This window comes from Aeromonas popoffii (genome assembly GCF_000820025.1).
GTDB classification, from domain to species: Bacteria; Pseudomonadota; Gammaproteobacteria; order Enterobacterales; family Aeromonadaceae; genus Aeromonas; species Aeromonas popoffii.
In genome coordinates this window covers 35,174-48,604 of record NZ_CDBI01000006.1, presented here as the reverse complement: position 1 = coordinate 48,604, position 13,431 = coordinate 35,174, and the positions used below count along the sequence as shown (strand labels likewise).

9 protein-coding genes and 1 pseudogene are annotated in these 13,431 nt (G+C 60.9%); 5 read left to right on the top strand and 5 right to left on the bottom strand.

The window, feature by feature from the left end; genetic code table 11:
• Window positions 1-219 precede the first annotated feature (219 nt).
• The 3 genes from typA (at window position 220) to dtd (ending at window position 3,749) form a co-directional block, all read left to right on the top strand.
• Window positions 220-2,031, top strand: a complete 1,812-nt coding sequence (gene typA / locus BN1129_RS00975) for a translational GTPase TypA (protein ID WP_042033909.1) — start codon at window positions 220-222, stop codon at window positions 2,029-2,031.
• A gap of 173 nt (window positions 2,032-2,204) precedes the next feature.
• Window positions 2,205-3,077 carry a virulence factor BrkB family protein gene (locus BN1129_RS00970; RefSeq protein ID WP_042033908.1) on the top strand — a complete coding sequence of 291 codons (873 nt, stop codon included), beginning with the start codon at window positions 2,205-2,207 and terminating at the stop codon, window positions 3,075-3,077.
• A 234-nt stretch (window positions 3,078-3,311) separates the two neighbouring features.
• Window positions 3,312-3,749 (top strand): D-aminoacyl-tRNA deacylase, encoded by a 438-nt coding sequence (dtd, locus tag BN1129_RS00960; RefSeq protein ID WP_042033906.1) that lies wholly within the window; start codon window positions 3,312-3,314, stop codon window positions 3,747-3,749.
• Between the two features lie 37 nt (window positions 3,750-3,786).
• On the opposite strand, the gene BN1129_RS00955 is transcribed toward dtd, so the two are convergent.
• Window positions 3,787-4,455 carry a spermidine synthase gene (locus BN1129_RS00955; protein ID WP_042033989.1) on the bottom strand — a complete coding sequence of 223 codons (669 nt, stop codon included), beginning with the start codon at window positions 4,453-4,455 and terminating at the stop codon, window positions 3,787-3,789.
• Window positions 4,456-4,628: 173 nt separating this feature from the next.
• Here BN1129_RS00955 and BN1129_RS22980 point away from each other — a divergent pair.
• Together BN1129_RS22980 and BN1129_RS00935 are read left to right on the top strand one after the other, a co-directional pair.
• Window positions 4,629-4,733, top strand: a pseudogene (locus BN1129_RS22980) (GNAT family N-acetyltransferase); the annotation flags it as partial.
• Between the two features lie 139 nt (window positions 4,734-4,872).
• Window positions 4,873-5,787, top strand: coding sequence for a bifunctional GNAT family N-acetyltransferase/hotdog fold thioesterase (locus tag BN1129_RS00935; protein ID WP_042033902.1), 915 nt, complete (start codon window positions 4,873-4,875; stop codon window positions 5,785-5,787).
• 54 nt (window positions 5,788-5,841) lie between these two features.
• Here the strand turns inward: BN1129_RS00935 and BN1129_RS00930 are convergent, their stop codons facing one another.
• The 4 genes from BN1129_RS00930 to gntU form a co-directional block, all read right to left on the bottom strand.
• On the bottom strand, window positions 5,842-7,911 hold the full coding sequence (locus BN1129_RS00930) for an AsmA family protein (protein ID WP_042033901.1): 2,070 nt from the start codon (window positions 7,909-7,911) through the stop codon (window positions 5,842-5,844).
• Window positions 7,912-8,165: 254 nt separating this feature from the next.
• Window positions 8,166-10,235: an ATP-dependent DNA helicase RecG gene (gene recG, locus BN1129_RS00925; protein WP_042033900.1), complete on the bottom strand. Its 2,070-nt coding sequence runs from the start codon at window positions 10,233-10,235 to the stop codon at window positions 8,166-8,168.
• A gap of 190 nt (window positions 10,236-10,425) precedes the next feature.
• The gene (gene pssA, locus BN1129_RS00920; protein ID WP_042033899.1) at window positions 10,426-11,775 is read right to left on the bottom strand and encodes a CDP-diacylglycerol--serine O-phosphatidyltransferase; all 1,350 of its coding nucleotides are present in this window, start codon (window positions 11,773-11,775) and stop codon (window positions 10,426-10,428) included.
• Window positions 11,776-11,921: 146 nt separating this feature from the next.
• Window positions 11,922-13,262 carry a gluconate transporter gene (gntU, locus tag BN1129_RS00915; protein ID WP_042033897.1) on the bottom strand — a complete coding sequence of 447 codons (1,341 nt, stop codon included), beginning with the start codon at window positions 13,260-13,262 and terminating at the stop codon, window positions 11,922-11,924.
• Window positions 13,263-13,431: the final 169 nt, after the last annotated feature.

Here is a 13,431-nt window from a genome sequence, read left to right as displayed (position 1 = left end):
ATCTCAGCGCGTTACGCCTCAAAATAGTGCAACAGTGGATCGTTTTGGTGCACTAAAATGGTGCGCAGTATACGGTCAGCCCCCATCTAAGCAGGCTTTGAGCGGAAGGTCTATGATCCCGAACCCCTGTTATACGAGATTGCACTGTAATTCTGCTAGGCAGATCACAAAGGCGAGAGTACAATTAGCGCCCAATTTTACCCGGTGATTGAGGCGAGAATGTTAGAGAATTTACGCAATATTGCGATTATTGCGCACGTAGACCACGGCAAAACTACCCTGGTTGATAAGCTGCTGCAGCAGTCTGGAACCCTGGACCGTACCACTGATGGTCAAGAGCGTCTGATGGATTCCAACGACCTGGAAAAGGAACGTGGTATTACCATTCTCGCCAAGAACACCGCGATCCGCTGGAAAGACTACCGTATCAACATCGTTGATACCCCGGGTCACGCTGACTTCGGTGGTGAAGTAGAGCGTGTCATGTCCATGGTCGACTCGGTGCTGCTGCTGGTTGATGCCGTTGACGGCCCGATGCCGCAGACTCGTTTCGTGACCCAGAAAGCCTTCGCCCAGGGTCTGAAGCCGATCGTGGTCATCAACAAGATTGACCGTCCGGGTGCTCGTCCTGACTGGGTAATGGATCAGGTATTCGACCTGTTTGACAACCTGGGTGCGACCGATGAGCAACTGGACTTCAAAGTTGTTTACGCTTCAGCACTGAACGGTTGGGCCACCATGGACCAAGGCGTTGAGTCCGACAACATGGAACCCCTGTTCCAGGCCATCGTCGACAACGTCGAGCAGCCGAAGGGTGATCCTGTCGGTGCTTTCCAGATGCAAATCTCCCAGCTGGACTACAACTCCTACGTCGGCGTTATCGGTATCGGTCGTATCAGCCGTGGTCGCGTCAAGACCAACCAGCAAGTTACCGTCGTCGGTGCCGATGGCAAAACCCGTACTGGCAAGGTCGGTCAGGTGCTTGGCTACCTGGGTCTGTCCCGTACCGAAGTTGTTGACGCGCAAGCGGGCGACATCATCGCCATCACAGGTCTGGGCGAGCTGAAAATCTCCGACACCATCTGTGATAACGGTGCTGTTGAAGCCCTGCCGCCGCTCTCCGTTGACGAGCCGACCGTGAACATGACCTTCCAGGTCAATACCTCACCGTTCGCTGGTAAAGAAGGCAAGTTCGTGACCTCCCGCAACATCATGGAGCGTCTGAACCAGGAGCTGGTCCACAACGTGGCCCTGCGTGTGGAAGAGACCGAAGATCCGGACAAGTTCCGCGTATCCGGTCGTGGTGAACTGCACCTCTCCATCCTGATCGAAAACATGCGTCGCGAAGGTTACGAGCTGGCAGTATCCCGTCCGGAAGTTATCCTGCGCACCGTGGATGGCGTTCTGCACGAACCGTTCGAAACCGTGACTGTCGACGTGGAAGAGATTCACCAGGGTTCCGTGATGGAGCAACTCGGCCTGCGTAAGGGCGAGATGACCAACATGACCCCGGATGGCAAGGGCCGTGTCCGTCTTGACTTCATGATCCCGAGTCGTGGCCTGATCGGCTTCCAGACCGAGTTCCTGACCATGACGTCCGGTACCGGTCTGCTGTACCACACCTTCGACCATTACGGTCCGCACAAGGGTGGCAGCATCGGTGAGCGTCAGAACGGCGTGCTGATCTCCAATGCTACCGGCAAGGCGCTGACCTTCGCCCTGTTCGGTCTGCAAGACCGTGGTCGTCTGTTCATCGGTCACGCGACCGAAGTGTACGAAGGCCAGGTGATCGGTATTCACTCCCGTTCCAACGACCTGACAGTGAACTGCCTGAAGGGCAAGCAGCTGACCAACATGCGTGCCTCCGGTACCGATGAGGCCCAGGTGCTGACTCCGCCGATCCGCATGACCCTGGAACAGGCTCTCGAGTTCATCGACAACGATGAGCTGGTAGAGATCACGCCCAAGGCCATTCGCGTGCGTAAGAAACTGCTGACCGAGATGGATCGCAAGCGCGCCGGTCGTGCTTGATATCTGTTCATCGACAGACAGAGAGAGGCCTTATGGCCTCTTTTTTTATGGTCGCCCGGCGGAGCATCGCTGGTCAGTATGTCCGAACAGATCGCATCTATCCGGCCCATGGGTGGCCAAATGACCATGCAATCTGACACAATGCCAGCATGATGAAGACATTGGGAATCACGATGCAGCAGAAATTCAGTGGCCGTCTCGGTCATGCCCTCTCCTTTTTACGCCACGATGGTGGTCACTTCGCCCAGTTTGTCTGGGGCCGTTTCCAGCAGGACAGGCTGACCGTGACTGCTGGCTATCTGGCCTATGTCACTCTGCTCTCCCTGGTGCCCATGATTGCCGTGGTGTTCGGCATGATGTCCGCTTTTCCCGTGTTCCAGACCCTGAAGCAGGCGATAGAGCAGTTCGTCTATCACAACTTCGTGCCCACTGCGGGTGAAATGCTCAAGGAGTACATAGATGGCTTCGTGGCGAATGCCACCAATACCACTGCCGTCGGCATAGGTGCCCTGATCGTGGTGGCGCTGATGCTGATCTTGGCCATCGACAAGAATCTCAACTACATCTGGCGTTCGACCCAGGGCCGACCGCTGGCACAGGCGTTTGCCATGTACTGGATGATACTGACGCTGGGCCCAGTGCTCATAGGTGCCAGCATCGCCATCTCCTCTTACATCTTCTCGCTGCGGCTGTTTGGGGCGGAGAGCCTGTTTGGTATCGGCTACCTGCTGCTGGGGTGGTTACCGTTCCTCTTCTCTGTGCTCACCTTCCTGCTGGTGTATACGGTGGTGCCCAACTGCAAGGTGCGGCTGATACACGCCTTCATCGGTGCCTTGGTGGCCGCGATCCTGTTCGAGTTGGCCAAGCGCGGATTTGCCATCTACATCACGAACTTCCCCTCCTATCAGGCTATCTATGGCGCTCTCGCGACCATTCCGATCCTGTTTGTCTGGGTCTATCTCAGCTGGCTGGTGGTCTTGCTTGGTGCGGAAACTACCGCCTGTCTCGGTGAATATGAGCGGCCGGCTTCAGAAGAGTTAGCTTGAGCCTTGTTGTTGGCATCGGCGACCATGCTGTTTGTCTGGGCCTATGTGTATTGCCTCAGCTGGCTGGTGGTCTTGCTTGGCGCGGAAACTACCGCCTGCCTCGGTGAATATGAGCGGCCGGCTTCAGAAGAGCTGGCTTGAGCCATCGCCTTGCCCGCTGCTTTATTGATAGCATCGACGACCGCCCCCGTTAGCAAGACGGGGGCGGTCGTTCTGTTTTGAGAGGAGAGGGATGTGATTGCATTGATCCAGCGGGTTTCCGAGGCCAGCGTGACAGTGGAGGGGGTCATCACCGGCGCCATAGCCAATGGTCTGCTGGTGCTGCTCGGGGTGGAGCAGGGGGATGATGAGGCCAGTGCCGACAAGCTGCTGCACAAGGTGAGCGGCTACCGGGTTTTCAGTGACGAGAATGGCAAGATGAACCTCAATGTGAGCCAGGCTGGCGGCAGCCTGCTGGTCGTCTCCCAGTTCACCCTGGCGGCGGATACCAAAAAAGGCATGAGACCCGGCTTCTCCGGCGGCGCCCATCCAGCCGAGGCCGAGCGGCTATATGACTACTTCGTGGCGCAGGCAAAAGCCAGCGGCATGCCGACCGAGACCGGTCGTTTTGCCGCCGACATGAAGGTGGCACTGCTCAACGATGGCCCTGTGACCTTCTGGTTACAGGTCTGAGAGGGGGCGTCAGCCGCCATCACCGGGAGCCTCGTGTCTAGGCGACGTGGCGCGGAACTGTGTGCAGGATCACGTTGATGTAGCCGGGCACGGGGTGTGCCTGGGTGGGGCCAATCCACTCCTCGACCAACATGAGTGCCTGCTCCAGTTCCTTGTGGGTGCGTGGCAGCAGGTTGATGATGAGGGGACCGCGCAGACGGGCGGCCAGGGTCTGATAGAGGTGAGGCTGGAACAGCAGCAGGGGGTTGCCATCCTGGCTGAACAGGTCGAGCAGCGCGAAGTCATAGGTGTCGTCGTGGGCCAGCAGAAAGGCGAGGGCATCGGCGTGGTGCAGGTGCAACGCTCGGTCAGCGGGTTCCGTCGGGTGGCGGAAGAATGCCTGAAACAGGGTCAGCACCTCTTCATCCAGATCCACGCAGTCGTGCCGTGCCTCCGGCCAGCGAGCACCCAGATGGCGGGTCAGATCGCCACCACCCAATCCCAGCTCCAGCACCCGGCTTGCGGTGGCGGGCAGCAGGTCTGCGATGCACTGCTGATGGGGCAGGCAGAGGGCGGCAGGTGCGGCGAGTGACATGGCCGATTGCACCACGCCGTCGATCTCCAGCCAGCGGTGATGGGCATTTTCCAGAATGGAGAGGCGCCGTTCCGGCTTGGCGCTCAGGTGCAATAAGTGGTCGGCTTGGTACGCTTGCAGATTGAAGTCCATGAATTTGCACGGCAAGATGGTTTTCGACCAGTGTAACTCAAGGATAGAACTATGTACCGGGTGGTCACTCCCCAGACGGCAGCCGAGCGGGACACTTACTACCAGCTGGGCTGGGAGGCATTGGTGCGCAAGCCCTTCAATCTGTCCGTCGGCGCTAACTCAAGGATCGCTTTATGTACCGGGTAGTCACTCCTCAAACGGCAGCCGAGCTGGACGCTTACTACCAGCTGCGCTGGGAGGCATTGGTGCGCAAGCCCTTCAATCTGTCCGTCGGCGCTAACTCAAGGATCGCTTTATGTACCGGGTAGTCACTCCTCAAACGGCAGCCGAGCTGGACGCATACTACCAGCTGCGCTGGGAGGCATTGGTGCGCAAGCCCTTCAATCTGTCCATCGGCGCTAACTCAAGGATCGTTTTATGTACCGGGTAGTTACTCCTCAAACGGCAGCCGAGCTAGACGCTTACTACCAGCTGCGCTGGGAACTGCTGCGTAAACCCTTCAATCTGCCCGTTGGTTCCGAACGGGATGAATACGATACTGTCGCCATCCACCGCCTGATGCTGGCGCCTGACGGCACACCGATCGCCGTCGGCCGGCTGTTTGTCGGTGGCGACGAGGCCCAGATCCGCTTTATGGCGCTGCGCCCCGAGTTTCGCGGTCAGGGGCTGGGGGCTCGCATGGTGGCAGATCTCGAACAGCTGGCCCGTAGCGAGAAGGTGAAGCGGCTGGTGATGAACGCCCGCCAGGAGGCGGTGGAGTTTTATTGCAAGTGCGGCTTCCTCGAGGTGGGGGAAGGGCCCGTCTCTTTCGGCCGCATTCCGCACCGTCAGATGATCAAGTCCCTCAGCCCCTTGCAGACCATCCAGTACCGCCCCGAGTGGTGTCAGGATCTCACGACCCGCTGGGCGCGGGGCATTCCCATCAGCGAGAAGATGGGGGTACACATCACCCACTACGATGGCCAGACGTTCCATCTCAAGGCCAATCTGGCGGCCAACCTCAATGTGCACGACACCATGTTTGCCGGCAGCAGCTACAGCCAGTGCGTGCTGGCGGGCTGGGGCCTCATCTGGTTGCAGCTCAAGGAGGCGGGGCTGGTGGGGGATACTGTGCTGGCGGAGGGCAACATCAAGTATTACCGCCCGGTCAACGAGGAGCCGGAAGCACGGGTGGCCCGTGAAGGAATGCCCGCTGTGCTGGCGCCGCTCAAGGCGGGAGAGTCGGCCAAATTCAGCCTCAAGATCAAGCTGTTCAGTGGTGACAAGCTGGCAGCCGAGTTCCTCGGCCACTACGTGGTGCAGCCCATCAAACGACCCGGTCAGCAGACCTGACGCTTTTTCTCTCGCAAGATTGCAACAAGGCCTCATGATGAGGCCTTGTTCATTTTACGGCTCGCTGGCCGACGTGGGCGCGTTGGCGGGCTGTGCTGGTCGCCAGAGCGGGCTGTTGCGTCCCTGGGCCGGATAGCGTACCCCTACCTCCCAGCCACAGGATGCCTGCTTGGCCGGGAACTCCCAGCTCAGCTCAGGAGCATCGAGCGGGCCGCGCCAGTGGCTCAGCAGCTCGGCGCAGCGCTGGCCATTCAGGGCGCCGAAATCCAGCTGCCACTGTTCATTGACCAGATCTATGCCTCCCTGCAGGGCGAGCAGGTGAGTGATGGTGGAGGCGCCGGCCTGCTCTATTTGCAACTTGCCCTGCGCCACCTTGCCCTGCAGTTTGATGTGGTAGAAGGGCGTGTCGCCCCCCTGCATGGCCTGCCACAGCTGAGCCGGGGTGAGGGTGGGCGGGGTGGTGCCCTTGAACCACTCCTCCAGCAGGGGATCTATCTGCACCTTGTCCCAGAAGGGGTCGCTGGCATCGAGGGCAAAGCTCCCCTGCAGGGTGCTGCGCCACTCACCTGGTGTGTTGCCGTGCCGGGCTTGCAGGTCGGCGCTCAGATCGGCCTTGCCGGCGAAGGAGATGGGGGAGTGCAGCAGTTTGCTCCACTGCACCAGATCCAGCTTCTCCCCCTTGAGCTGCAACCGGCTGGTCTGGCCCGGCTCCTTGCCCCACTGGCCACTCAGGCTGAGGGATCCTTCGTCGGGCAGCGAGCTGGTCAGCTTGTTGAGTCGCCAGGCGCTGGGGGTCAGTTCGCCATCCAGCGTGCCGTTGCGGGCACTGAGGCCATCCCACACCAGTTCGAACCACTGGCTCTCAATCCTGGCCCGGCCGAGCAGGGACACGGGCTGCTGGCCCCGCAGGCCGAGGTCGGTCAGATAGAACTGCCAGCCGGTCAGCGATAGCGGCAGGGCATCGTCGAACGAGAGCACCTTGAGCTTGTCGAATGCCAGCTTGCGGATGTCGATCTGCGGTGGCTGCCAACTTTGCCAATCCTGCCACCACCCCTGTGGCAGGCTGATGTCCATGCCGCTCAGGGCCATGTCTTTGAGGGTCAGCTTCTGCTGTTGGGTATCCAGTGCCAGCGCCAGATTGAATTCGCCTTCGTAGGCCTTGCCCTGCACCTCGGCGTCGATCTGCTGGGGCGAGAAGGAGACCCGTCCCTTGAGATCTTCCAGCTGGAACAGGCCGCGGCCGAGATCGCCGAGGGCGCCAGAGAAGTAGCCGGTCGGCGTGCTGCCGGCCTGCCAGCTGAAGGCGGCGAGCTGGCCGTTGAAGTTGTTGAGGGAGATCTCCTGTTCGATGGCGCTGATGCTCACATCACGCACCTGTCCCACGTCCAGGCTGATGTGGCGCAGCGGCAGCTCCTTGTGTCCCACTTTTCCCCACTCGATCCGCATGCCCTGCGCCTTCAGATTGCTCAGCCGCAGGCTGCGGGCGGGCCAGTCCAGGGTCATGCCGGTTTCCAGCAGGCCCTCGAACAGGTTGGCGGTCAGCTTGCCGGTGCTCAGCACCTGGCCTTCCAGCCTGCCCTTGAGATTGAGGCGGGAGAGGGCAAAGGTGGGGGTTGTCAGCTCATTGATGTTGAGGCTCAGGTTGGCCTGGGGTGGCCGCACCGGATTGAGTAACTGCCAGTCGTTGAGGGTGGCGTTGAGGCCGCTCAGGGTCAGTTCGTCACTTTGCAGGCTGAGCCGATCGATAGTGCTGTCGCGGATGGTGAGGGAGTGCAGCGGCAGGTTCGGCAGCTGGTTGGGCAGAGGCAGCCTGATGACGGGGCGGATCAGGTCGAGATGGGCGATGCGCACATCCCGGCTCAGCCAGTCGATGCTCTCTATCTCCAGATAGAGCTTGTCGAGGGTGACGGCGTCGCCATAGCTCACCTGCTCGGCCAGCAGGGTATAAGGGTGGAGCGGGTTGAACACCAGCCGTCCTATGGTGACGGGCACACCTGTCTGCTGGCTGATCCAGCTGGCAATGGGGTCCTTGGCCCGCTCTGCATCGAACAGGCCGAGGGCGACCCAGACAAACAGCAGCAGGAAGGCGAAGGGGTAGAGCAGGCCGCGTAACCAGGAATTCATGGGTCCTTTCCTCCTGTTTTAGGATGGTTGTCAGGCGTTGGAGTGGTGATCTCGCAGACCCAGCCAGCGGCGGATCAAGGGGTCTACGTGGGATCTGTGTCTGTCCATCAGGCAATGTGCCCATCTTCTGCATTTGCCTTGGTCAGGCATTGGAATAGTGATCCCGTAAACCGAGCCAGTGGCGGATCAAGGGGTCTACGTGGGATCCGTGTCTGTCCATCAGGCAATGTGCCCATCCTCTGCATTTGCCTTGGTCAGGCATTGGAATAGTGATCCCGTAAACCGAGCCAGCGGCGGATCAAGGGGTCCACGTGAGAGCCGTGTCTGTCCATCAGGAAGCGCGCCATCTTCTGCACTTGCGGGATGAGCGACTGGTCGCGCACCAGGTCGGCGATCTTGAGATCGGCCAACCCGGTCTGGCGGGTGCCGAGCAGTTCCCCCGGGCCGCGCAGCTCGAGATCGCGCTGGGCGATCAGGAAGCCGTCATTGGTCTCCCGCAATACCCCGAGCCGGCTCTGGGCCGTCTTCGACAAGGGTGCATGATAAAGCAGCACGCAGTGGGAGGCCACAGAGCCGCGCCCGACCCGGCCACGCAGCTGGTGCAGCTGGGCCAGCCCGAGCCGCTCAGGGTTTTCGATGATCATCAGGCTGGCGTTGGGCACGTCCACCCCCACCTCGATGACGGTGGTGGCGACCAGTAACTGCAGTATGCCCGCCTTGAACTCCTCCATTACCCGCTGCTTCTCGATAGGGCGCATCCGGCCGTGTACCAGCCCGATATGCAGGCCGGGCAGCTGGTTTTGCAGCTCGGCGGCAGTATCCTCGGCGGCCTGGCACTCCAGCACCTCGGACTCTTCGATCAGGGTACAGACCCAGTATGCCTGCTTGCCCTCTTCACAGGCCAGCTTGACCCGATCTATCACATCCTGGCGACGGCTGTCCGGCAGGGCGACCGTGGTGATGGGGGTGCGGCCAGGTGGCAGCTCGTCGATGATGGAGGTGTCGAGATCGGCATAGGCGGTCATTGCCAGGGTGCGGGGAATGGGGGTGGCAGTCATGATGAGCTGATGGGGATGGACGCCCTCCCGCTCCCCTTTCTCGCGCAGGGCGAGGCGCTGGTGCACCCCGAATCTGTGCTGTTCATCGATGATGACCAGGGCCAGGCGCTGGAACACCACCTGCTCCTGGAAGATGGCGTGGGTGCCCACCACCATCTTGACGCTGCCATCGGCAATGGCGGCGAGCTGAGCTTCTCGCGCCTTGCCCTTCTGCTTGCCTGCCAGCCAGCCGACCCCGATGCCGAGCGGTGCCAGCCAGTTGCCGAAGTTGATGGCGTGTTGCTCGGCCAGCAGCTCGGTCGGTGCCATCAGCCCCACCTGGCAGCCGTTGCCGATGGCTTGCAGCGCCGCCAATGCTGCGACCAGCGTCTTGCCTGAACCCACGTCGCCCTGTACCAGCCGCATCATGGGGTAGCTGCGTTGCAGGTCCTGGCCGATTTCCGCCACCACCCGGTTCTGGGCACCGGTGGGCGTGAATGGCAGGGCGCCGAGCAGTTGTTCGACCAGCGCTGGCGCCGGTTTGAGGACTCGAGCCAGCTGGGTTTGCGCCTGGGCGCGGACTTTCAGTACCGAGAGGTTGTGGGCCAGCAGCTCTTCCAGCACCAGTCGCTGCTGCGCCGGATGCTGGCCGCTTTCGAGCAGCGCCAGCGCCACCGAGGGGGGCGGGCGATGGAGCAGACGCAGGGCGGCGGCCAGTTCGATCTGCTGGGGATAGAGCCCGGCGGGCAGCAGCTCTTCCACGCCATAGAGGTCGAGTTGAGCCAGCGCCTGATCGGTGAGGTTGCGCAGGGTGAGCTGGCGCAGCCCTTCGGTAGTCGGGTAGACGGGGGTGAGCGCCTCTTCAGTCTGGCCCGCCTGCTCCTCGCCGAGCAGCTTGTACTCAGGGTGGGCCATCTCCAGCCCGTATTTGCCGGGGCGCACCTCGCCGAAGCAGCGGATCAAGCGGCCCTGGCCCAGGCTGTTTTTCTGGGCGGCGGTGAAGTTGAAGAAGCGCAGGGTGAGGGTGCCGGTGCCGTCGCTGATGCGGCAGACCAGCATGCGGCGACGCCCCATCACCAGCTGGGTATCCTGGATTTCGCCCTCGACGGCGCCGTGCAGCCCGGGTGGCAGATCGCCAATGGGCCACACCTGGGTACGGTCCTCGTAGCGCAGGGGGAGGTGGAACAGCAGATCCTGTACCGTCGCCAGCCCCAGTCGCTCGAGTTTCTCCTGCATCTTGCTGCCGACGCCCTTGAGGCTGTCGAGGGAGATTTTATCCAATTTCATCAATTAGATGCCCGAAAACACTGTAAATATGTCCAGATGATAGGGGGTGTTGATGGCTCGATGCAAGCCGCGTTGCAGTGAGCAGGGCGGTTGGGCGGCTGCAAAAAGGCAGTGGCCATATGTGACAAAGGCCTGCCGAAAAACGGGAGGCCTTTTTTGTCGCGGCTTGCGGGCGGGATGCGCCCCGGCGTCAGATGATGCGTTTGAGCAGGATATGAGCCTTGACCCTGTGGATCCGGGCCAGCAGCTTGCGCACCTGTTCCGGGTAGTCCTTGATCTGCTCAATCTGATCGAAGTGGCTGATCCGCTTGGTGTTGGAGAGTATGTTCTCCCGCTCCCCATTGAACTGGGCGCGGAGGTGATGGCGACGATCGTACACCAGCAGGCCGTTCTCCAGATCCAGCGCCCAGGCACGGGGGTTGAGGTTGCTGCCGGTGAGCAGCGCCCACTCGTCATCCACGAAGATCCCCTTGAGGTGGTAGGAGTTGCGCTCGCAGCACCACAACATCAGGTTGAGACGGCCTGCATCGATGTGATGCTGGTTGCGCTCGGCAAACTTGCGCAGATTGGTCTCGTACAGATAGGGCAGGCCGCCTATGGTGGTGAACCTCTCCTCCGGTGGGATGAAGAAGTCGTTGGCCGTCTTGTCGCCCACCACTATGCTCACCTTGCAACCGCGTTTGAGCAGGGCTTCGATGTCCTTGTTCAACTCCTTGGGCGGGTTGAAATAGGGGGTGCAGATGAAGATCTCCCGCTCGGTGGCACGCACCAGGGTTCGAATCATCTTGTTGAGCTGATTGCCCCGCTTGCCAAGCCCTGTCATCGGGGTGATGGCGATCTCCTGGCTGTTGACCGGCATGCTCTCGAAGCGGTACTGGCCCACTCGCAGGCTGTGTTTGAAGCGGCGGATCGGCCCCTTCAGCTGCTTGGCAGTGTGAATGTCGGTGCGATCGAGTCGCTGCACTGCTTCGCTCTTGAGGAAGAGATCGTCCACATAGTTGACCATGCAGCAGGTCAGCTCCGGGCTGGTGATCTGGTGATAACGGTCGAAACGGTAGCGATCCTGCTGATGCAGGTAGATGTCGTTGAGGCTGGCACCCGAGTAGAGCAGGGTGTCATCGAAGATAAAGCCCTTGAGGTGCAACACACCGAGCAGCTCGCGCCCCTTCACCGGCACGCCGTAGATGGCGATCTGGTGCTCGTGACGGGCAGCCATGTCCTGATACATCAGGTGGTTGCCCCCTTGCTCGCCCTTGCCGATCAGACCGCGCTGGGCACGGTGGAAGTCGACGAAGAGCTTGATGTCCAGAGCCGGATTGCGCTGCTTGGCGGCGTAGAGGGCGGACAGTATCTCCCGTCCCGCTTCGTCATCTTGCAGGTAGAGGGCCACCAGATAGATGCGGCGTGTCGCGCTGGCGATGAGCGAAAGGATCCGGCTCTTGAAGTCCCTGGCGCTATTGAGCACCTGAAACTGATCTGCGGCGACGGCGATCTGGGGCAGACGAGCCAACAGTTGTCGATAATGTGCCGATGAATGCATAGAGAAACCTGAAATCACTGCGTTAAGCGTTCCACTCGGAGCGATGGATAGGCGATTCTAGCAACCTCGACCTGTTAGCCAAAGAAAGAATCGTCATAAAGATGAAAAAGGCCTCACATCGGAGGCCTTTTTGACTGCGGTTATGTTCAAAGGAAGCTGTAGATGATCATCGCCATGACGCCGCCCGTGGTGCCTATGATGGTCTCCATCACTGTCCAGGTCTGCAGGGTCTGCTTCTCGGAGAGGCCAAGATAGCGGTTGGCCAGCCAGAAGCCGGAGTCGTTGACGTGGGAGAGGACGATGGCCCCGCCACCGATGGCGATGGTCACGGCAGCCAGCTGGGCACCGTTAAGCCCGAGCGGCTCCAGCATCGGCAGCACCAGACCGCAGGCGGTCAGCATGGCGACCGTAGCGGAACCCTGAATGACCCGCACCGCGGCCGCCAGGATAAAGGCCAGCGCGACGATGGGCAGGCCGGAATCTGCCAGCATGTTGCCGAGGGCGGCACCCACCCCGGAATCAACCAGAACCTGCTTGAACACGCCACCGGCGCCGGTCACCAGTATGATGACGCCGGCTGGTTGGATGGCGCTGTTGCAGACGCTCATCACCTCGTCACGGGACATGCCGCGACGCACCCCCAGCAGGTAGAAGGCGGCCAGACAGGCGACCATGATGGCAGTGAAGGGATGACCTATGAACTCCAGCCAGTTGTGCAGGGTGGATCCCGCCTCGACGAAGCGGCCGACGATGGTCTTGAGGCCTATCAGCAGCAGCGGCAGCCCGATCAGGCCCATGGCCAGCCCGAACGAGGGCAGGGTCTTGCAGTCGTCGTGGGCACTGTTCTGGGCATCGGCGGGCAGCGGCACATCCACCACCTTGCTGATCAGTTCCCCGAACAGCGGTCCCGCCAGGATCAGGGCTGGTACGGCGGCGATCAGACCGAACAGTATCATGTAGCCAAAATCGGCCCCCAGCTGAGAAGCCACCAGAATGGGGCCCGGCGCCGGAATAAGGAACGCCTGGCAGGTTGCGATGCCTGCCAGCAGCGCTATGCCTATCTTCACCACGCTGCCGCCGCCACGGCGGACGATGGCAAAGGCCACCCCGATCAGCAGCACCACGGCCACGTCGAAGAAGAGCGGAAGGGCGCAGATGAAGCCGGTCAGTGACATGGCCCAGTTGGCGCGCTTGACGCCAAAGGTACCGAGCAGGGTATGGGCCACCCGGTCGAGGGCGCCGGTGACTTCCATCACCTTGCCGAACATGGCGCCCAGCGCCACCACCACGGCCACGAAACCCAGGGTACCGCCCATCCCTTTCTGGATGGTGTTGGCGATCTCGGCCGGGTTCATGCCGGCGGCGAGGCCAGCCACCATGGAGACCAGAATGAGGGAGACGACCGCGTGCAGGCGGGCCTTCATCACCAGAAAGAGCAGCAGCACTATGGAGCCGGCGGCCGTCATGATCAGGGATAGGTCAGACATTGTTGTGCGTTCCTTGTTCCAGATTCAGTATCGACACCCTGCCGATCCGTTGGCAGACCATATCTTTATGATTTATTTAGATTTATGGTCAGGGCTCAAGCTCGCTTGCCCAGGTGACTGTGAGTTCGCTCAGTCTGTGGCAGACTTCACATTTCTTGTTGTTACCGGT